Annotated in this window: 19 protein-coding genes, 1 tRNA gene and 1 riboswitch; of the genes, 18 read left to right on the top strand and 2 right to left on the bottom strand. The window is 52.8% G+C overall.

Annotated features, from left to right (window positions below; translation table 11 throughout):
* The first annotated feature begins 5 nt into the window (after positions 1-5).
* From hisJ to MHH78_RS01615, 16 genes are all read left to right on the top strand, one after another.
* Positions 6-833: a histidinol-phosphatase HisJ gene (hisJ, locus tag MHH78_RS01690; RefSeq protein WP_341166445.1), complete on the top strand. Its 828-nt coding sequence runs from the start codon at positions 6-8 to the stop codon at positions 831-833.
* A 23-nt stretch (positions 834-856) separates the two neighbouring features.
* On the top strand, positions 857-1804 hold the full coding sequence (locus MHH78_RS01685; RefSeq protein WP_036726251.1) for a ribose-phosphate diphosphokinase: 948 nt from the start codon (positions 857-859) through the stop codon (positions 1802-1804).
* A 166-nt stretch (positions 1805-1970) separates the two neighbouring features.
* Complete coding sequence (locus MHH78_RS01680; protein WP_340827736.1) at positions 1971-3419, top strand: tetratricopeptide repeat protein; 1449 nt, start codon at positions 1971-1973, stop codon at positions 3417-3419.
* A gap of 46 nt (positions 3420-3465) precedes the next feature.
* Positions 3466-4419 carry a thioredoxin-disulfide reductase gene (gene trxB, locus MHH78_RS01675; RefSeq protein WP_076077056.1) on the top strand — a complete coding sequence of 318 codons (954 nt, stop codon included), beginning with the start codon at positions 3466-3468 and terminating at the stop codon, positions 4417-4419.
* Positions 4420-4468: 49 nt separating this feature from the next.
* Positions 4469-4575: riboswitch (TPP riboswitch) on the top strand.
* A gap of 151 nt (positions 4576-4726) precedes the next feature.
* Positions 4727-6421 (top strand): phosphomethylpyrimidine synthase ThiC, encoded by a 1695-nt coding sequence (gene thiC, locus MHH78_RS01670; protein WP_341166444.1) that lies wholly within the window; start codon positions 4727-4729, stop codon positions 6419-6421.
* A 214-nt stretch (positions 6422-6635) separates the two neighbouring features.
* Positions 6636-6863: a DUF1858 domain-containing protein gene (locus MHH78_RS01665; RefSeq protein WP_341166443.1), complete on the top strand. Its 228-nt coding sequence runs from the start codon at positions 6636-6638 to the stop codon at positions 6861-6863.
* A 14-nt stretch (positions 6864-6877) separates the two neighbouring features.
* Positions 6878-8140: a DUF438 domain-containing protein gene (locus MHH78_RS01660; protein WP_076077061.1), complete on the top strand. Its 1263-nt coding sequence runs from the start codon at positions 6878-6880 to the stop codon at positions 8138-8140.
* A 201-nt stretch (positions 8141-8341) separates the two neighbouring features.
* Complete coding sequence (locus MHH78_RS01655) at positions 8342-9292, top strand: ROK family glucokinase (protein ID WP_036690067.1); 951 nt, start codon at positions 8342-8344, stop codon at positions 9290-9292.
* Positions 9293-9337: 45 nt separating this feature from the next.
* On the top strand, positions 9338-10237 hold the full coding sequence (gene rapZ, locus MHH78_RS01650) for an RNase adapter RapZ (protein ID WP_036690069.1): 900 nt from the start codon (positions 9338-9340) through the stop codon (positions 10235-10237).
* Between the two features lie 57 nt (positions 10238-10294).
* Entirely contained in the window at positions 10295-11236 is a 942-nt protein-coding gene (locus MHH78_RS01645; protein WP_200869550.1) for a gluconeogenesis factor YvcK family protein, read from the top strand.
* An 18-nt stretch (positions 11237-11254) separates the two neighbouring features.
* Positions 11255-12184, top strand: a complete 930-nt coding sequence (whiA, locus tag MHH78_RS01640) for a DNA-binding protein WhiA (protein ID WP_036726258.1) — start codon at positions 11255-11257, stop codon at positions 12182-12184.
* Positions 12185-12281: 97 nt separating this feature from the next.
* Complete coding sequence (locus MHH78_RS01635) at positions 12282-12551, top strand: HPr family phosphocarrier protein (protein ID WP_036690075.1); 270 nt, start codon at positions 12282-12284, stop codon at positions 12549-12551.
* A 76-nt stretch (positions 12552-12627) separates the two neighbouring features.
* Positions 12628-13170 carry a GNAT family N-acetyltransferase gene (locus tag MHH78_RS01630; protein ID WP_341166442.1) on the top strand — a complete coding sequence of 181 codons (543 nt, stop codon included), beginning with the start codon at positions 12628-12630 and terminating at the stop codon, positions 13168-13170.
* A gap of 94 nt (positions 13171-13264) precedes the next feature.
* Complete coding sequence (locus tag MHH78_RS01625; RefSeq protein WP_341166441.1) at positions 13265-14020, top strand: SIMPL domain-containing protein; 756 nt, start codon at positions 13265-13267, stop codon at positions 14018-14020.
* A 273-nt stretch (positions 14021-14293) separates the two neighbouring features.
* Positions 14294-15391 (top strand): PdaC/SigV domain-containing protein, encoded by a 1098-nt coding sequence (locus tag MHH78_RS01620; protein WP_341166440.1) that lies wholly within the window; start codon positions 14294-14296, stop codon positions 15389-15391.
* Between the two features lie 167 nt (positions 15392-15558).
* The gene (locus tag MHH78_RS01615; protein ID WP_036726263.1) at positions 15559-16197 is read left to right on the top strand and encodes a GDSL-type esterase/lipase family protein; all 639 of its coding nucleotides are present in this window, start codon (positions 15559-15561) and stop codon (positions 16195-16197) included.
* Between the two features lie 87 nt (positions 16198-16284).
* Here MHH78_RS01615 and clpP read toward each other — a convergent pair whose 3' ends face one another.
* Together clpP and MHH78_RS01605 are read right to left on the bottom strand one after the other, a co-directional pair.
* Complete coding sequence (clpP, locus tag MHH78_RS01610; protein WP_036690083.1) at positions 16285-16881, bottom strand: ATP-dependent Clp endopeptidase proteolytic subunit ClpP; 597 nt, start codon at positions 16879-16881, stop codon at positions 16285-16287.
* A 193-nt stretch (positions 16882-17074) separates the two neighbouring features.
* Positions 17075-17149 (bottom strand) — tRNA-Arg (locus MHH78_RS01605).
* Between the two features lie 292 nt (positions 17150-17441).
* On the opposite strand from MHH78_RS01605, the gene MHH78_RS01600 reads away from it, so the two are divergent.
* On the top strand, positions 17442-18494 hold the full coding sequence (locus MHH78_RS01600) for a sugar-binding transcriptional regulator (protein ID WP_036726264.1): 1053 nt from the start codon (positions 17442-17444) through the stop codon (positions 18492-18494).
* Between the two features lie 116 nt (positions 18495-18610).
* The gene (gene gap, locus MHH78_RS01595; protein ID WP_036690087.1) at positions 18611-19621 is read left to right on the top strand and encodes a type I glyceraldehyde-3-phosphate dehydrogenase; all 1011 of its coding nucleotides are present in this window, start codon (positions 18611-18613) and stop codon (positions 19619-19621) included.
* Positions 19622-19753 lie beyond the last annotated feature (132 nt).

Below are 19753 nucleotides of genomic sequence, written 5' to 3'. Positions count from 1 at the left end.
TCAGCATGCACATCGATTATCATACCCATCATGAACGCTGCGGCCATGCGGTAGGGAAGCTGGAGGAGTATGTGCAGCGGGGCATCGCTCTGGGTCTTGAGCAGCTCGGGCTGTCGGATCATCTGCCGCTGATCCATGTCGACCCGGACCACTACTATCCTGAGATGGCTATGCCTCTTGCGGAGCTTCCGCGATATGTGGAGGAATGCCTTACGCTGAAGGAGCGCTACCGGGGCACGATTGAGCTGCGGGTCGGGCTGGAGGCGGATTATATTGAGGGATATGAGGAACAGATCCGCGAGCTTTTGGCACCCTATCCGTGGGATTATCTGATTGGCTCGGTGCATTTCCTGGGAGAATGGGACATTACCGACCACCGGCAGACCCATGGCTGGGAAGGCCAGGATGTAATGGCGGTATACCGCCGCTATTATGATGCTGTACAGAAGTCGGCGTTATCAGGATTATATGATATTATAGGACATATGGACGTCATCAAAAGGTTCGGTTACGGACCCCGGACGCCGGAGGACCTGGCGGAGGCTAAGAAGCTTGAGCTGGATACGCTGAAGGTCATTGCCCGCAGCGGCATCTCGATGGAGCTGAACGCTTCCGGGCTGACCAAGCCGTGCGCCGAGATGTTCCCGGCAGAGCATGTGCTTGTTCAGGCGCTTGAGCTGGGCATTCCGCTCACGGTTGGCTCTGATGCGCATGATCCCATGAAGCTGGGAGACGGCTTAACAGAGGCCCGGGACATGCTCTGGCGCACCGGCTTCCGCGAACTGGCCGTCTTTGAAGGACGCCGCCGTACATCTGTTCCGTTCAACGTATAAATTTATAATCCCAGGAGGGTACTATGCATCATCAATTACGGATTTTTTCCGGTTCGTCGAATCCGAAGCTTGCCGCTGATATTGCGGAGCGCCTTGGTGCGCCGCTTGGCCAGATTAAGCTGACCCGTTTCAAAAGCGGCGAGATTTATGTGCATTATGAAGAGAGCATCCGGAACTGCGACGTATTTTTGGTGCAATCCCTGGCTCATCCGATTAACGAGCTTTTTGTAGAGCTGCTGGTCATGATTGATGCCGCCAAGCGCGCATCGGCCAGAACGGTGAACATTATCGTTCCCTATTACGGGTACGCCCGGCAGGAGCGTAAGTCCGCACCACGTGAGCCGATCTCGGCCAAAATGGTCGCCGATGTGCTGACCACCGCCGGTGCAACGCGCGTAATTACGATTGATCTGCATGCCGCAGCCATACAGGGATTCTTCAATATTCCGGTCGATCATCTGACGGCGCTTGATCTGATTAGCGGTTATCTGAAGGTGAAGGGGCTTACCGATCTGGTCGTGGTCTCCCCGGATGCGGGACGAGCGTCCATGGCGGAGAAGCTGGCCAGCCGGCTGGATTCGCCGTTCGCCATCATGATTAAGAAGCGTCCGGCGCATAATGAATCGGTGATTACGCATGTCATTGGTGATGTGGAAGGCAGGACGCCAATCATTATAGAGGATCTTATAGATACCGGAACCACGATCGTCAATGTGGTGGAGGGCCTGAAGGAGCGGGGCGCCCGGAACAGTATCGTCTGTGCTACGCACGGACTGTTCTCCGGGGATGCGCTTGAGCGGATGGATCATCCCAATATCGACGAGATTGTCATTACCGATTCGATTGCCCTGCCGGACGAGCATTCCAGCAGATTCGCAGTGCTCTCGGTAGCTCCCATGCTGGCTGAGGCCACGCGTATTATCATCGAGGGCGGTTCCATAGATAAGCTGTTCAGAGACGCGGGGATTTAACTCCCGCGTCTTTTTTTGAGCTTTTCCCTCCCGTTAGCTCTCTCTCTGAGACTTGAGAATCTCGTTGCCACATGTGGTATACTGTGTGAAGAAGACAGCCGAGACCATAAATGGAAACGAACAGGTAAGGCTAGGGAAGCTGAAACAAGGGAGGTGCCTTGCTTCCATGATAGAGAGAACTTCAGAGAATGCCGCGGAGCACAGTAATGTCATTCCGGTCACTCTGGATGCCAATTTTTTCTTTGAAAGAGCCGTTCGGTCGCTGGACCGCTTTCAATATGATAAGGCATTAAGAAATTTTCGCAAAGCTGTTGAATATGAGCCGGATAATCCGGTGAATCATTGCAATATGGCGGGTATATTATCTGAGATGGGCAATTATACCGCATCTAACGAGATTCTTATCCATGTTCTGGAGAAAATCGACCCCGCTATGACAGAATGCCATTTCTACATGGCTAATAACTTCGCTAATATGGAAAGCTTTGAAGAGGCGGAGCGTTCGCTGGTCACTTACTTGGAAGAGGATGCTAACGGCGAGTTCATGACCGAATCCGAAGAACTGATGGAGCTGCTGCAATATGAGCTGAACCGGCCTGCTCCGCTGGTGCGTATCCGCAGCCGTGAGGGAGTCGTAGAGCATGACCGGGCGCGTAGTCTGCTGGAGGAGGGTAAGTTCCCTCAGGCTGTAGAGCTGCTGGAGGAGATCACTGCGGGTACCCCGGATTTTTTGGCTGCGCATAATAATCTGGCATTAGCTCATTTCTATATGGGCCGGTTCGCCAAGGCGAAGGAATGTCTGAATGAGGTGCTGAAGCAAGACCCCGGCAATCTGCATGCTCTGTGCAATATGGCCATCTTCCTGCAGTATGCAGGAGATAAGGAACAGCTTGAAACGCTGCTCGGTATGCTTGAAGCAACGGTGCCGTTCCATCAGGAGCATGTATTCAAAATGGCTACAACCATGGGTATCCTGGGCCGGCACGCTGCCGCTTACAGCCATTTCCGCCGTCTGCTGAAGGATGAGGAGGTCGCCGGAGATGCCGGGCTGTATCATTACTGTGCGGCCGCGGCAAGCAATAGCGGAAAACATGATGAGGCGCTGCGCTGCTGGAGACAGGCAGCCAAGCTGGACCCTGCTTCCGCTGTCCCGGCGTTCTTCCTGTCCCAGCTCCAGCAGGCCCGGGCAGAAGGACAGCCTATGCCTGCTGTCAGCTATAACTATCAGCTGCCCTTCCAGGAGCAGCTGAAGCAGTGGAAGGGCAATACGGGCAGATTCACTGAAGAAGTGCGGAATAATCCGCTGCTGCGCGCCTCGTTCTTCTGGGCGCTGCGCTACGGCGATTCCGCTACGAAGCTTCAGGTGACCGAGGCTCTCCGCTGGATTGAGGACGAGGAGATGTCCGAGGTACTGCGCGGAGTTCTGGAGCAGGAGCCGCTGCAGGAGGACCGCCTGCAGGAGGCGGTATTGTTCAGCCTTCAGCGGCTGATCGGGGAGAACCTGAATGAAGCCGGCGGCTCGCCCGGCGAAGAGCAGGAGCCTGCGGCTGCTCCCGGACCCAAGGGGATGCTGCCCGGAACCGGCGGCTTATCGCCGTCCACTACCCGTATTTGAAGCAATTGCTGTTGTAAGAACACCTACTTGTAAGGAGGCCAATGTAATGTACAAAACGATTGTAATCGGAACAGGCCCGGCCGGGCTGACTGCCGCGATTTATCTGGCGCGTGCGAACCTGAGCCCGCTGGTCATTGAAGGCTTACAGCCGGGGGGACAACTGACAACGACGACAGAAGTGGAGAACTTTCCAGGCTTCCCTGAAGGGATTCTGGGTCCGGACCTGATGGACAATATGCGCAAGCAGGCGGAACGCTTCGGCGCTGAATTCAAGAATGGCTGGGTGGAGTCGGTGGACTTCTCACAGCGTCCTTTCAAGGTAACAGTGGACGGAATGGGTGTACTGGAAGCGGAGTCGGTTATTATTTCAACCGGGGCCTCTGCAAGATATCTGGGCATTCCGGGCGAGCAGGAGAATGTGGGACGCGGGGTCAGCACCTGTGCGACCTGTGACGGCTTCTTTTTCCGTAATAAAAAGATTGTCGTCGTCGGCGGCGGAGACTCCGCTATGGAGGAAGCCAGCTTCCTGACCCGCTTTGCGTCCAGCGTAACGCTGGTTCACCGCCGTCCCGAGCTGCGGGCCTCGAAGATCATGCAGGACCGGGCGCGTGACAACAGCAAGGTAACCTGGGCCTTGAACCGCACACCGGTTGAAGTAACGGTAGGAGAGACCGGAGTGAAGGGCCTTACGGTGCTTAATAATGAGACAGGTCTGACAGAGCTGGTAGAAGCAGACGGTGTGTTCGTAGCGATTGGACACACACCGAACACAGCCTTCTTAGGCGGCCAGATTAACACCGATGCCAACGGTTATATCGTGGTGAACCCGGGTACCACCGAGACCAACATCCCGGGTGTATTCGCCTGCGGCGATGTACAGGATACACGTTACCGTCAAGCGATATCGGCAGCGGGAACCGGCTGTATGGCCGCTATGGATGCCGAGAAGTTCCTGGAAGGCACGATGGTGCACGACTGGAGCGAATCGCTGGATAAATAACGGGTTTACAAGAATTACCCATACAGGTAAAATGTATTTAATTAGATAAGATACCCACTAGGGGAGCCTGAATAGGCTGAGACGGGAAAATTGAATTTCCGGACCCTTGAACCTGATCTGGATCATACCAGCGTAGGAAAGTGGAGTCGGACCTTTTTTGAATACAGTCTTATTTGACTGTTCCTTTAATAAAGCCGCTCCAGGTGGAGCGGCTTTTTGACTTGCAGGAATCTATAGATTCTTCGGCTCAGTCTGCTGCGTGACATCTTATCTGATTGACTCACAGAGTGAAGAGGAGGAGATTGGAATGTCAGAAATGATGAAGAACGAAGAGGTGGATCTTTCCGGATTCCCCGCAAGCCGTAAAGTGTATGTGGAGGGCTCACGCCCGGATATCCGGGTTCCGATGCGGGAGATCAGCCTCAGCAGAACCGAAGGCGTTGCCGGGGAAGAGGAAAATGCTCCGCTGTGTGTCTATGACACAAGCGGTATGTACACGGATGCCGCGGAGGAGATGGACATTCGGAGGGGACTGCCGCCGCACCGTTCAAGCTGGATCGCGGAGCGTGGCGATTCGGAGGAGTACACCGGAAGAGCCGTCCGGCCGGAGGATAACGGAATCCGCAGAGAAGGGGCTGCCGCAGAAGCTTATCCAGGACTGTGCAGGAATCCCCGGCGGGCCTATGTAGGCGGCAATGTGACTCAGCTGCATTATGCAAGGCAAGGGATCATCACACCGGAAATGGAGTATATTGCGATCCGAGAGAATACCCGGAAAGAGTTCGTAAGGGATGAGGTGGCTGCGGGCCGTGCTATTATTCCGGCCAATATCAATCACCCGGAGAGTGAGCCGATGATTATCGGCCGTAACTTCCTGGTGAAGATCAATGCCAACATCGGAAATTCGGCGGTCACTTCTTCTATTGAAGAGGAGGTGGAGAAGATGCGGTGGGCGACCCGCTGGGGGGCTGATACCATCATGGATCTCTCCACCGGCTCTAAGATCCATACCACCCGGGAATGGATTATCCGCAATTCTCCTGTGCCGGTCGGGACAGTGCCCATATACCAGGCGCTGGAGAAGGTGAACGGTATAGCCGAGGACTTAACCTGGGAGCTTTATCGCGACACGCTGATTGAGCAGGCTGAGCAGGGGGTGGATTACTTCACCATTCATGCCGGGGTGCTGCGGCGCTATATTCCGCTCACTGCCCGGAGAATGACCGGCATCGTATCCCGGGGCGGATCGATTATGGCTGCCTGGTGCCTGGCTCATCAGCAGGAGAACTTCCTGTACACACACTTCGAAGATATATGTGAGATCATGAAGACGTATGATGTGGCCTTCTCACTGGGGGATGGCCTGCGTCCCGGCTCTATCGCCGATGCCAATGATGAAGCTCAGTTCGCCGAGCTGGAGACGCTGGGAGAGCTGACTGCGCTTGCCTGGAAGCACGATGTTCAGGTTATGGTAGAAGGTCCGGGCCATGTGCCAATGCACAAGATCAAGGAGAATATGGACAAGCAGCTTGAGATTTGCCACGAAGCTCCTTTCTATACCCTCGGTCCGCTAACTACGGATATTGCACCCGGCTATGATCACATCACGTCGGCCATCGGGGCAGCGATAATCGGGGGGCTTGGAACGGCAATGCTGTGTTACGTTACACCTAAGGAGCATTTAGGCCTGCCTGACAAGAATGATGTGCGCGAAGGAGTCATTACCTACAAAATCGCTGCACATGCCGCAGACCTCGCCAAGGGACATCCGGGTGCGCAGGACCGGGACAACGCGTTGTCCAAGGCGCGGTTCGAGTTCCGCTGGCGCGACCAGTTTCATCTCTCCCTGGACCCGGAAAGGGCGCAGGCGTATCATGATGAGACCCTGCCTGCGGAGGGGGCAAAGCAGGCGCATTTCTGCTCGATGTGCGGCCCTAAATTCTGCAGCATGCGGATTTCGCATGATATCCGGAATTCCCATAGATGGAGCCAATCACTGTAACTTAGCTGCATGACCTAATCTATATGTAGGTACGTTGTTCATGGCCGAGAGGCCGTGAATACAGCGGAAACGTATTATTCTAAGGCTATCCCCCAAGCTGAATGGCTGGCGGGGATAGTCTTTTTGTAGTTAGTGATTACAATCACAATTCACCCCTGTACCCTATGCTAAGCTGGTGTTGAGAAGAATTCTCATTAGTGAGGTGTGCAAAAGGATGAGCAAAGCGTTGAAGCTGGATGAATCGGTCTTTGAACTGGTAACCAGGCACCTGGAAGTGGTGGAGATCATGGTGGAGCTGGGATTCCGTGATATTGCGAAGCCTGGAATGCTGCAGACTGCAGGAAGATTGATGACCCTGTCCAAAGGAATGAAATTAAAGAAAATAGAGCTGGAAACCGTTCGGCTGGCCTTTCAGCAGCATGGTTTCGAGATTATAGAATAGAAGGAGAGATTGCGATGAGCGAACTGATTAATAACCGCGAGGTCGATATTCCGGAACAGACACGCCGCCAGGCTATGCTGAGAGAGATCATCAAGGAGCTGCATGCGGGCAAAAGCGTGGAGGAGGTTAAGGCGCGATTTGAAGAGGCGGTAGGCGATGTTACGGTGGAGGAAATCTCCGCCATGGAGCACTCCCTGATGACCGAGGAAGGCATTCCGGTAGAGGAAGTACAGCGCCTCTGCTCTGTGCATACGGCAATTTTCAAAGGCTCGATTGAACAGATTCACCGTTCATCTAAGCCCGAGGAGCAGCCCGGTCATCCCGTGCATACGTTCAAGCTGGAGAACCGCGAGATCGAGCGTCTGGTCAACTTCCGGCTGGAGCTGCATGCAGATAAGTTCAAGAAGAACGCCACCGAGGAGATTATTTTCAAGCTGCTGGAGGACCTGAGTCTGCTGCTGGATCTCGACAAGCACTACAGCCGCAAGGAGAATCTGCTCTTCCCCTACCTGGAGAAGTACGGCATATACGGTCCTACGAAGGTAATGTGGGGAGTGGATGACGGAATCCGCAATATGATCAAGGAAGCCAAGAAGGCGCTTAGCGCCTATAACGGGGACAGCGGGCAGATTACAGCCGCACTGGAGGAGATCATTAAGGAAGTCAATGAGATGATCTTCAAAGAAGAGAATATTCTGCTCCCGATGGCGCTGGATAAGCTGACTGAGGATGAGTGGGTCCGGATCGCCCGCGAAAGCGATGAAATCGGCTTCTGCCTGACTGCGCCCGATCAGGAATGGATACCGGAGCGTGCAGCGGAGCCTGAGGGTGCTGATGTTCCGGCGGAAGAAGGGGAAGGCCTGTCCCCGCAGGGCTTCATCCGGTTTGAGACCGGACTGCTGTCGCTCCACCAGCTCGAGACGCTGATGAATCATCTGCCGGTGGATCTGACCTTTATCGACGAGAACGATGTCGTCCGCTACTTCTCGCATGGCAAGGAACGGATCTTCGCCCGGACGAAGGCCGTTATCGGCCGCACCGTACAGAACTGCCATCCGCCGCAAAGTGTGCATGTTGTTGAGAAGCTGCTGGCTGATTTCAAAGCCGGAGTGAAGGATGCCGAGGATTTCTGGATTAACATCAAGGATAAATTCATCTATATCCGTTATTTCGCCGTGCGGGATGCAGAAGGCCGTTATATGGGGACGCTGGAATTCACCCAGAATATCGCACCGATCCGTGCCCTTGAGGGCCAGAAGCGGATTTTGTCCGAATAGCATTAAGGTATCTGGCACCCTACAATAGAAGAGAATGAACGGACTTTCTTGCCTGCCTGGTGAGAAAGTCTTTTTGTTAACAAATAAGAACTGAAGTCCATTGCCCCGGGTGTATCGCCTTTCCTTGACCGCAGGGGAGGGTTCTATTATAGTGGGTACGTAGGATTAACTATTTTAGCATAGAAAAAGGTGGCTTGTAACATGTCTGAACATATCTACGTTGGCGTGGATTTAGGTGGTACCACGATTAAGGTTGGAATCTGTAATGCCGAGGGAAGCCTGCTGCACACTTACGAAGGTCCGACAGGGACTGCGGATGGCGTCGATGCTGTCATCGATAATATCGAGAAGTATGTACGCCAGATTGTGGAGGACTCTCCGTACTCCTGGGACCAGCTGGCTGGTGTCGGTGCGGGACTGGCCGGATTTACGAATATTCGTGAAGGTATCATCATCCTTGCGCCCAACATAGGATTTAGAGATGTGCCGATCCGCTCCATTCTGGAGGGTCGCCTGAACAAGCCAGTCAAAATAGACAATGATGCCAACGTGGCTGCACTGGGCGAAGCCTGGAGCGGTGCAGGGCGCGGCATAGAGAATTGTGTCTGCTATACGCTCGGTACGGGTGTCGGCGGCGGTATTATCATTAATGGTAAGGTGTATCAGGGATTTGCCGGTCTGGCCGGTGAGCTTGGACATATCTCCGTGGTGCCCGATCTGGAAGCGATCCAGTGCGGCTGCGGGAACATGGGCTGTTTGGAAACCGTTTCCTCAGCGACAGGCATTATCCGTATGGCGAACGATGCTGTAGCACGCGGGGACCGGACCTCCTTGTCCACCGTTGAAAAAATCGCTGCGAAGGAAGTATTCGATGCCGCCAAGGCAGGCGATGAAGCTGCGCTGCGGATTGTGAACCGGGCGGCCTTCTACCTGGGCAAATCAATGGCTTCCGTTGCAGCGGTTCTGAACCCTGAAGTATTCATCGTCGGCGGCGGAGTCTCCAAGGCAGGCGATATTCTGTTCGATGAAGTCCGTCGGGTATTCGCCAAGCTGGCGCCTGCCCCTCTGCAGACCGGTGTTACGATTGTACCTGCAGCGCTTGGCAATGACGCCGGTATTATTGGTGCGGCAGGCCTGCTGCTGCGTTCTTAAAAGACCGGAATTATTCATATACTAATCATAGGGAGGGATGCTGTAATGACCGACCTCGAGCAAACCCTGCCCGCCCATGCCACCCTGATTATCATTACAGGCATGTCGGGTGCGGGCAAGACGATTGCCGTGCAGAGCCTGGAGGATCTGGGGTTCTTCTGCGTGGATAATCTTCCGCCTGTGCTAATCCCGAAATTCGCTGAGCTGATTGAGCAGTCCAAGGGTAAAATCGCCAAGGTGGCGCTGGTCATCGACCTTCGGGGGCGGGAATTCTTCACCGCCCTGTCGGAGTCTCTGGCCTACATCAAGGACGAGTCAACGATCGGGTGTGAGATCCTTTTCCTGGACGCCACAGATTCAGTGCTTGTACAGCGTTACAAGGAGAGCCGGAGGCATCATCCGCTTGCTCCGAAGGGCATGCCGCTGGACGGCATCCGCATGGAGCGCCAGATGCTGGAGGAGCTGAAGAATTCAGCTACCCTGTGTCTGGATACCAGCAGCATGAAGCCGGTTCAGCTCAAAGAAAAAATAGTGTCACGCTTCTCCCACCTCGGGAAAAGCACCCTCTCGGTTAACATTACTTCGTTTGGATTCAAGTATGGGATTCCGATTGATGCTGACCTGGTATTCGACGTCCGCTTCCTGCCTAATCCGCATTATGTGGATCAGCTGCGGCCCAAGACAGGCCAAGACAACGAGGTGTACGACTACGTAATGAAATGGCCTGAAACGCAAGAATTCCTGACCAAGCTGCTAGATATGCTTCAATTCCTTATTCCGCAATACCGCAAGGAAGGTAAATCCCAGATTATTATCGGCATCGGCTGTACGGGCGGCAAACACCGTTCGGTAGCCATCGCCGAATACCTGGGCAAAATGCTGGGGGTTAGCGAGACGGAAGCGGTGGCAGTCAGCCATCGGGACTCCGAACGCGACCGGCATTGATGAGAGAAGGGATGAATAGTGGCTGAAGAACAAGGACAGCGTCCAAAGATCGTCGTGATGGGTGGCGGGACCGGACTCTCGGTGATGCTCCGGGGGCTGAAGGAGAAGCCGCTGGATATCACGGCGATCGTAACTGTCGCAGATGACGGGGGAAGCTCCGGGATTCTGCGCAGTGAGCTGCAGATGCCGCCGCCCGGGGATATCCGCAACGTACTTACGGCTATGGCTGACGTTGAGCCTCTGATGGCACAGATTATGAAGTACCGCTTCAGCAGCGGAGAAGGCTTAGCCGGGCATAGCCTGGGCAATCTGATTCTGGCTGCACTGACTGACATCTCGGGGGACTTCGTTACAGCAGTCCGGGAGCTTAGCCGGCTGTTCGCCGTTCGCGGCCGTGTGCTGCCTGCGGCCGGAGAGGCGGTAATCCTGCACGCCGAGATGGCGGATGGAACGCTGATTACCGGTGAATCCAAAATCCCGGAGGCGGGAGGCGTCATCAAGCGCGTATTTCTGGAGCCGGTGGATGTTGAGCCGCTGCCGGAGGCGCTGGAGGCTATCCGCAACGCAGATGCTATTCTGCTCGGTCCGGGCAGTCTGTATACCAGCATTCTGCCGAATCTGCTGGTGCCGAAGCTGGCAGAAGCCGTGGTAGCTTCCGAGGCCATTAAGATTTTTGTATGCAATGTAATGACCCAGCCGGGTGAGACGGATAATTACACGGTTAATGACCATCTACAGGCCGTATATGACCATATCGGGCTGCATCTGTTCGATTATGTGATCGTCAATGACGGGGAGATCCCGGAGCAGGTGCAGATCAAATACGCCGAGAAGGGTGCCCGTCCGGTACAGCTTGACCGTGAGGCCGTGGACGGCAACGGGTATAAGGTGATTGCTGACAAGCTGGTATTATTTAAAACCTATTTGCGGCATGATACAGATAAGCTCAGTCACCATATTTTCCAGCTGGTGAAGGATTGGATTGACAGAAAGAGTTAAATGAAAGAGGTGAGCCCCTTGTCTTTTGCGGCCCTTACCAAAAAAGAGCTGACGATGGTCGAGAGCCAGCCCTGCTGCGAGAAAGCGGAAATGTCAGCGCTGATCCGAATGAATGGTTCGGTGCAGCTTTCGAGCAAAAAGGTGGTTCTCGACATTTCGACGGAGAACGCCGCGATTGCAAGGCGGGTATATTCTTTGCTTAAGAAATATTACCAGGTCCATATCGAGCTGCTCGTGCGTAAAAAAATGCGTTTGAAGAAGAATAACGTCTATATTGTAAGAATCCCGAACCAGGTCCAGGAGATCCTGAAGGATCTGCGGATTGTCTCTGAGGGTTTTATTTTCACAGACGGGATTGATGAGGAGATTGTCGGCAAGAACTGCTGCAAGCGTGCCTATCTGCGCGGGGCCTTCATGGCCGGCGGTTCGGTCAATAACCCGGAGGGCTCTTCGTACCACTTGGAAATCGCTTCCATGTATGAGGAGCACTGCAAGGCGCTCGTTGAGCTAGCTGGTGAATTTCACCTGAATGCCCGCTGTATAGAACGCAAAAAAGGCTTCATCCTATACATCAAGGAAGGCGAGAAGATCATCGAGTTCCTCAGTCTGATCGGCGCTCATCAGGCGCTGTTCAAATTCGAGGATGTGCGGATCATGCGCGATATGCGCAACTCGGTCAACCGGATTGTGAACTGCGAAACGGCCAATCTGAACAAGACGATCAGTGCGGCGGTACGCCAGATTGAGAACATCAAGCTGCTGCAGCGCGAGGTGGGTCTGGAAAGTCTGCCGGATAAGCTGCGGGAGGTTGCCGAGATCAGACTGGCGCACCCGGATATTAACCTCAAGGAAGTCGGGGATATGCTGGGCGGGACGGTCAGTAAATCGGGTGTGAACCACCGTTTGCGCAAAATTGATGAGCTGGCGGACAAGGTCCGCGGCGGCTGATTATTTTTTTTCTAGTGCGGTATGCGTTATAATGATATAATATTATAAAATTAATGTGAAATTTTTGGGCAGATCTCAAATAGGGGGTAAGCGTTTCATGACAAAGCACCCGGTAGTTGTTCGGTTGAAGACGGGGCTCCATGCTCGGCCGGCAGCATTGTTTGTGCAAGAAGCTAATAAGTTTTCGTCGGAGATTTTCGTGGAAAAAGACGATAAAAAAGTGAACGCCAAGAGTATCATGGGCATTATGAGCCTTGCGATCAGTTCCGGTACGGAGATTCATATCAGCGCAGACGGTGCAGACGCGGAACAGGCTGTAACCGCTTTGACCAGTCTGGTAAGCAAGGAAGAGCTCGAGAATCAATAAATGCTACATGGTCTAACCAAAAGCCCTTAGGGGCTTTTTTTCATATCAGCTTTAGAGGATAAGGAGAGGTATGCGGATGCAGATTCAAGACGGTGAAGTATCATTAGTTGAGCCTGCTGAGGCGCTCAGAGAGCCGTATTTAGCCTTTTATGAGGAGTGGAAGGCCAGCGGGGAGCCGTTTGTACCCTGGGTAACAGAGATGGACCCCGCTGACTTTGACGGTATGATTCAGGCTCTTCACGGGTATGCCCGTGGTACAGATATACCGGACGGCTGGGTGAGCAGCTCAACCTTCTGGCTGGTGACCACGGACAAACGGGTAGTGGGGGCTGTGAACATCAGGCACCGGCTGACCGAAAGGTTGCTCCATTCTGGCGGGCATATCGGTTATGGCATCGTCCCTTCTGCACGCAGACAAGGCTATGCCAGTGAGCTTCTGAAGCAGGCGCTCCTGAAGGCCGGTGAACTGGGTATCGAGCAGGCACTCGTAGTCTGTGACTCCGTCAACACCGCATCGGAACGGACAATCCGCAGGAATGGCGGTATCGAGGATAGCGAATATATAGAGGAGGACGGAAATGTCATCCGCCGGTTCTGGATCGGGACGGGGAACAAATAAAAAATAAATATCGTACATCGCTCATGCAACTTTTACCATGCTGTCCCGTCTAGAGGGTAATAACACTTAAACGAATCGAAAGGGGATGGCAAGCATGAGAAAATGGGGTAAATCGATTGGATCAGTTCTGCTGGCAGCTAGCTTGATGATTGGAGGAATGGGGTTGAGCGGAGTGCTAAAGGGTCCTGAAAAGGCTTACGCCGACGAAGTACAGAAGAATGTGGTGAACGTGGTAGGCAAAGGCGAGCTGTCGATCAAACCGGATATTGCGTATCTCTCCATCGGCGTAACGACAACTGCCGAAACCGCGCAGGAAGCACAGAAGGGCACAGCCGCGAAGGTCTCCAAGCTGACCGCTTTGTTCAAGACCACTTGGGGCATTGCAGACAAAGACATTCAGAGCACCCAGTTCAACGTACAGCCTAACTACACTTACAGCGAGAAGGACGGCCAGAAGGTAAAAGGCTATAACGCCCAGCACACGCTAGAGGTCTCTTACCGGGATCTGACCAAGGTTGGACAATTGCTGGACGCTGCCTCTGCGGCTGGAGCGAACAACATCGGCAATGTGCGGTTTGCGATCGAAGATCCGTCCGCCTTTGAAGCACAGGCTATTGAGAAGGCTATGCAGAATGCAGATGTCAAAGCTGCGGCCATCGCCAAAGCAGCCAAACGCGGACTGGGTCAGGTAGTCACTGTCATTCAGAGCGATGACGGGAATCATCCGGTGGTCTATGCTGAAGCAGCCTCTTTACAAAAGATGTCCATGGATAACAATGCCGGCAGCTCCGTTGAGCCCGGGCAGGTTAAGGTCACTACCCAATTGAGTGTAACGTATGAATTGAAATAAAACGTTTCGTAAGAGGCGCTTGCTCTGCTGTTATAGCGGGGCAGGCGCTTTTTATAATCATATAAATGTATATATATGCACACAGCCGCTATCTAAAGCTCTCAATTTGTTTAAATTGAGGTGACAGGATCTTTAGATAATCACGGCAAACCTTAAGAAACTGTAAAGCGGATTGTAACATCCCCCGCTAGTTCTTTTACTATAATAGGAACAGTGATACGGAAGAACACACATCATGACTAATCATACCACCAGGTGGAAGGGGAAATAACAATGAATTCGAACTCTAAGAAATACATCAGCAAATGGGGTGCAGGAATGCTCGCCGCAGGAATCCTGCTGGGAGGAACAGGAATAATTCATGCAGGCATCACTGAGGCCGCTCCGGCAGCCGCTCAGGTCAAAGCCAAATCCTCATCTGTAGTGCTGAAGGTTAACGGGAAAAGTACAGCCCAGACGGGCCTGCTTCAGGAAGGAAAGGTATGGGTGCCGGTAACCTTCCTGCGCGATGCGCTGGGGATGCCGCTCTCTTATGATAAAGCGGGGAAGACGTACACCATCGGGACAGGAACTGCTCAGACAAGGCTGACGATCAATGATTATGGCATTTCTGTTATGGTGAACAATTATTATGTCGGTGAAGGCAAGCAACTGAATAACCGGCTGTATGTTTCGTCTGAGCTGCTTAGCGATTACTTGGGCTACAAAGTAGACGGGAGCGCAGCAGCAGGACGGCTGAATGTTATGAAGAAAGTGCAGAATGCGGTAACCATCAAAACAGTGAGCTATGTGAAGGATCATAAGGATGCGCCTATCCGGCTGGATTATCCGCAGGTCAGCGGCCTGGCAAGTGCAGAAGCAGAGAAGGCAATCAATGATACGATTAAGCAGACCGTTCTGAACTATGCGAAGGATGCTGAAGATCAAATCTCCAAGCGGTCGAAGGATGACCGGCCCTATGAATTCGAAGGCGGTTATGTGGTCACGTATAACCAGGATGGCGTGCTCAGCCTAATCACCAATCAATACGGGTATACCGGCGGTGCCCATGGGATGACTTACCGCAATGCGTTCACCTTCTCGCTCAAAGACGGGAAACGTCTGTTGCTGGGCGATCTGTTCGGTGCCAACCCTAATTACAAGAAACAGCTCAATGCCAAGCTGGCCACCGAGATCAAAGCTAACGGAGGATATCTGGGCGGGTTCAATGGACTGAATACCGAGAAGTACTTCTATCTGAAAGATGGCAAAGCGGTGCTCTTCTTCCAGTTATACGAATACACGGCATATGCCGAGGGCTTCCCGGAATTCACCTTCAGCTTCAAGGAACTCCTGCCGGATGGAAGCAGTCCGTTCGCGGCGCTGAAATAATAAAATAATTATCCAGATGCCCTTGCATCTCCTCCGGGAGACGCAGGGGCATTCTTCATGCACAACCCTTCATCCACGGCCTAATCAGCCTGCCCTGCCGTTACCACTTCACCCGGATAGTCATAAGCTATAGAAGGCAAGCAGCTTATAACGGGGAGGGGAAGGTTATGGTCTATGCTTATACAGCGATCGGGGATTCACTTACAACCGGCTTCGGGGCGCTGCCCGGGAACGGCTTCGTCCCCGTCTACCGCCGGATGGCGGAAGGGAGGCTGGGTACACCAGTGGTGCCGGCGAATCTTGGCGTCAACGGTCTGACCACCGGGGGGCTGAAGCAACGGCTGAGGAGCTCGAATGTCTACCGGGCGGCGGTGAAGGATGCGCAGATCATTACGCTGTCCATTGGCGGCAACGACTTGATTAAGGCAGCCCGGGCAGCCGGGCCCCGGCCCGGTGAATTCCAGGGCTTACTGCAGCAGGCGCTTAGGGACTGCAAGCGTAACTACAGCGACATCATGGGCAGCCTGACACAGCTCAAAGCAGGTTCCCGCAGCCCCTACATCATCCGGATGGTAGGCCTGTATAATCCCTACCCTCAGGTGAATGAAGCAACAGAGTGGGTGCGCGAGTTCAACCGCTATGCAGCAGGCTACAGCAGCAATAACGTAGGGTTTGCTTCGGTATACCATGAATTTGCCGGTAATGAGCGGGGGCTGCTGTTCCTGGACCATATTCACCCGAACGGCAGAGGCTACCGCGTAATTGCAGGCAAGCTGGATGCCCTTGGGTACGGGAGCTTAAGGTAGGCAGCAATGGCTGGGCATAAGAAAGAGGCTGTAACGGGACCGGACCGGTCTGTTACAGCCTCTTTGTGTATTCATTGGAGCAGGTACTTATACGCCTGTTGGCAGAGTCTTCTCAATTACCTTGTCCACGATACCGTATTCAGCAGCGTCTGCAGCGCTCATGAAGTAGTCGCGGTCAGTATCCTTCTCGATCTTCTCCAGCGGCTGGCCTGTACGCTCGGACAAGATGCGGTTCAGCTTCTCACGCAGCTTGATGATGCGGCGGGCGCGGATCTCGATATCCGAAGCCTGCCCCTGAGCACCGCCTAGCGGCTGGTGAATCATGATTTCGCTGTTCGGCAGGGCGAAGCGCTTGCCCTTGGCGCCGGCATTCAGCAGGAACGCTCCCATGGAAGCGGCCATACCTACACAGATAGTGGATACATCCGGCTTAATGTATTGCATTGTATCGAAGATGGCCATACCCGCTGTGATGGAACCGCCTGGGCTGTTCACATACAGGTGAATATCCTTATCCGGGTCCTCGGCAGCCAGGAAGAGCATTTGTGCGATGATGGAATTGGCAACCACGTCATTAACCTCCGTTCCAAGGAAAATGATGCGGTCCTTCAGCAGGCGGGAATAGATGTCATAAGCGCGCTCACCGCGGTTGCTCTGTTCTACTACCATAGGAATATAACTCACGTGGAAAACCTCCTTGAAATTGGTGCTTCGAATGGGTTCATTTTTTACTGTTACCGTATTAACCACATGATAAACAAATTCAAACAAAAAGTCAAAGAAAGTCAAACTTACTTTCAAAAAAAAGAGCCCTCAAGCGGCTCATTGGTTAAATATAATATAATCGGAACTAAATTATGTACAAGCTTGAAAAAAATGGCGCGCCCGCCAAGAATCGAACTTGGATCTCAGGCTTCGGAGGCCTACGTCATATCCATTGGACCACGGGCGCAACAGAAATTATTATAATATACTTCTCGGATAAAAGCAATGCGTATTAGGCATCCTGCGCAAAAATAGTTTTCTCTGCCTCCATTAATAGAGCCGGAGATGCACCTCCTGCCAGCGGCCTTCCGGACAAGCCCATGTATAAGATGAAAGCGGGCTGAGAATTATAGTCTCGGAACACTTGCACTTGGCGTCAGTTTTGGGTAGAATATGGGTGGGACTTAAAAAGTTAACCCGGGACATTTTGAGACCACGAACAAGGGATAAGAGAAAGACGAAGTTGCAGGAGTGAAAGCATGCGTAATCTATTGGAAATCCAAAAGCAGCTTCTGCCTGATCTCATGGAAACCCTTAAGAGACGGTATACGATTCTACATCAGATCATGCTGTCCGATATTATTGGGCGCAGGACGTTAGCCGCATCGCTTGATATGACCGAGCGGGTGCTGCGCGCCGAGACGGATCTTCTGAAATCGCAGGGGCTCATTGAGATCGAGAGCGTCGGTATGCGCATTAGCGATGCCGGTCGCAGACTGCTTGACCTGCTGGAGCCGGTCGCCAAGAGCCTATTCGGCCTGGATGATCTGGAAGAGAAAATTCGTACAACGTACGGTCTCACCAAAGTAATTGTGGTACCTGGCGATTGTGAGACATCGCCGTTCACCAAGCGTGAGCTGGGGCGCGCAGGCTCCAAGGCACTGCTCAGCGTACTGCGGAGTGACGATACGATTGCCGTCACAGGCGGATCAACGCTAGCCGAGATGGCCGATCAGTTGACCCCGCCGCTATCCCTTTCCTATAAGAACGCCTGGGTTGTTCCGGCGCGTGGAGGACTGGGAGAGAGCATGGAGATACAGGCCAACACCATTGCTTCAACCATGGCCAAACGGATTGGCGCCAATTACCGTCTGCTGCATGTGCCCGATCTGCTTAGCGGAGACGCATATGAGTCGCTTGCGCAGGACTCCAATATTGGAGAGATTGTACAAATTATCCGCAGATCGCGTATTATTGTACATGGAATAGGCGACGCCATTGAAATGACCCACCGCCGCAAGCTGGACTCCGGGACGATCTCAGAGATTCAGAGCGAGGGAGCCGTAGCCGAGTCCTTCGGATACTATTTCAATGAGAATGGCGAAGTGGTTCATACGATGCGGACCATGGGGCTGCGCCTGGAAGACATTATCCGTACGGAAGTCGTTATCGGTATTGCCGGTGGCAAACGCAAGGCGAAGGCCATTCATGCGATGCTGCGGTTTGGTCAAGAGGATATTCTCGTGATCGACGAGGCGGCGGCTGTTGAAATCGGCAAGGAAATCGACACACAGCTACAAAAGGCCCTATAGATTCCATTAAATGGGGCGCGCGCAAAGGGTTTATGCATTATACTTAACATTGTTGTCTTGACGAGCCTCACGGCCTGTCTTGAATAAATAAAACGAACTCTAGGAGGAACTATTCAATGAGTGTAAAAGTTGGTATTAACGGTTTTGGACGTATTGGACGCCTTGCATTCCGCCGTATTCAAAATGTAGAAGGTATCGAAGTGGTAGCAATCAATGACTTGACTGACGCTAAGATGCTTGCTCATTTGCTTAAATATGATACAACTCAAGGTAAATTCCAGGGAGACGTTGAAGTTCATGACGGATTCTTCAAAGTAAACGGTAAAGATGTTAAGGTTCTGGCGAACCGTAACCCTGAAGAGCTTCCTTGGGGAGAGCTTGGCGTTGATATCGTTCTGGAATGTACTGGTTTCTTCACAACTAAAGAAGCCGCTGAGAAGCACCTTAAAGGCGGAGCTAAGAAAGTAGTTATTTCCGCTCCAGCTACAGGCGATATGAAAACTGTTGTGTACAACGTTAACGATGACATCCTTGACGGTTCCGAAACAGTAATCTCCGGCGCATCTTGCACAACGAACTGCCTGGCTCCAATGGCCAAAGTCCTGAACGACAAGTTCGGTATCATCGAAGGCCTGATGACAACGATCCACGCTTACACAGGTGACCAGAACACTCTTGATGCTCCACACGCAAAAGGCGACTTCAGACGCGCCCGCGCTGCTGCTGAGAACATCATCCCTAACACTACCGGTGCTGCTAAAGCCATCGGCCTGGTTATTCCAGAACTGAAGGGCAAGCTTGACGGTGCAGCACAACGTGTGCCTGTAGCTACAGGTTCCCTGACTGAGCTGGTTACTGTTCTGGATAAGAGCGTAACTGTTGAAGAAATCAATGCAGCCATGAAGGAAGCTTCTGACCCAGAAACTTACGGCTACACTGAAGACGAAATCGTATCTTCCGACATCAAGGGTATGACTTTCGGTTCCCTGTTCGATGCAACTCAGACTAAAGTACTGACTGTTGGCGACAAACAGCTGGTTAAAACTGTTGCTTGGTATGACAATGAAATGTCCTACACTGCACAGCTGGTTCGTACTTTGGAGAAATTCGCTAAGCTTGCTAAATAAGACCGATTTCATATAAGAAGTACAATAGAGCGGAAACAAGGAAAGTCTGTTTCCGCTCTTTCTAAATGAACTGGATTCGCGTGAAATGGCTTTGTGAAGGAACCAATTTTGGGTGTGGAGGAAATGTTAATC

Source organism: Paenibacillus sp. FSL H3-0333 (assembly GCF_038002805.1).
GTDB classification, from domain to species: Bacteria; Bacillota; Bacilli; order Paenibacillales; family Paenibacillaceae; genus Paenibacillus_AQ; species Paenibacillus_AQ silagei.
The sequence above is the reverse complement of the archived record's forward strand: the minus strand, read 5'-3'. Positions and strand labels throughout refer to the sequence as shown.

Coding starts and splice junctions, on each gene's coding strand:
- hisJ (WP_341166445.1), top strand. CDS start 6: ATGCACATCGATTATCATACCCATCATGAACGCTGCGGCCATGCGGTA.
- MHH78_RS01685 (WP_036726251.1), top strand. CDS start 857: ATGCATCATCAATTACGGATTTTTTCCGGTTCGTCGAATCCGAAGCTT.
- MHH78_RS01680 (WP_340827736.1), top strand. CDS start 1,971: ATGATAGAGAGAACTTCAGAGAATGCCGCGGAGCACAGTAATGTCATT.
- trxB (WP_076077056.1), top strand. CDS start 3,466: ATGTACAAAACGATTGTAATCGGAACAGGCCCGGCCGGGCTGACTGCC.
- thiC (WP_341166444.1), top strand. CDS start 4,727: ATGTCAGAAATGATGAAGAACGAAGAGGTGGATCTTTCCGGATTCCCC.
- MHH78_RS01665 (WP_341166443.1), top strand. CDS start 6,636: ATGAGCAAAGCGTTGAAGCTGGATGAATCGGTCTTTGAACTGGTAACC.
- MHH78_RS01660 (WP_076077061.1), top strand. CDS start 6,878: ATGAGCGAACTGATTAATAACCGCGAGGTCGATATTCCGGAACAGACA.
- MHH78_RS01655 (WP_036690067.1), top strand. CDS start 8,342: ATGTCTGAACATATCTACGTTGGCGTGGATTTAGGTGGTACCACGATT.
- rapZ (WP_036690069.1), top strand. CDS start 9,338: ATGACCGACCTCGAGCAAACCCTGCCCGCCCATGCCACCCTGATTATC.
- MHH78_RS01645 (WP_200869550.1), top strand. CDS start 10,295: ATGGGTGGCGGGACCGGACTCTCGGTGATGCTCCGGGGGCTGAAGGAG.
- MHH78_RS01635 (WP_036690075.1), top strand. CDS start 12,282: ATGACAAAGCACCCGGTAGTTGTTCGGTTGAAGACGGGGCTCCATGCT.
- MHH78_RS01630 (WP_341166442.1), top strand. CDS start 12,628: ATGCAGATTCAAGACGGTGAAGTATCATTAGTTGAGCCTGCTGAGGCG.
- MHH78_RS01625 (WP_341166441.1), top strand. CDS start 13,265: ATGAGAAAATGGGGTAAATCGATTGGATCAGTTCTGCTGGCAGCTAGC.
- MHH78_RS01620 (WP_341166440.1), top strand. CDS start 14,294: ATGAATTCGAACTCTAAGAAATACATCAGCAAATGGGGTGCAGGAATG.
- MHH78_RS01615 (WP_036726263.1), top strand. CDS start 15,559: ATGGTCTATGCTTATACAGCGATCGGGGATTCACTTACAACCGGCTTC.
- MHH78_RS01600 (WP_036726264.1), top strand. CDS start 17,442: ATGCGTAATCTATTGGAAATCCAAAAGCAGCTTCTGCCTGATCTCATG.
- gap (WP_036690087.1), top strand. CDS start 18,611: ATGAGTGTAAAAGTTGGTATTAACGGTTTTGGACGTATTGGACGCCTT.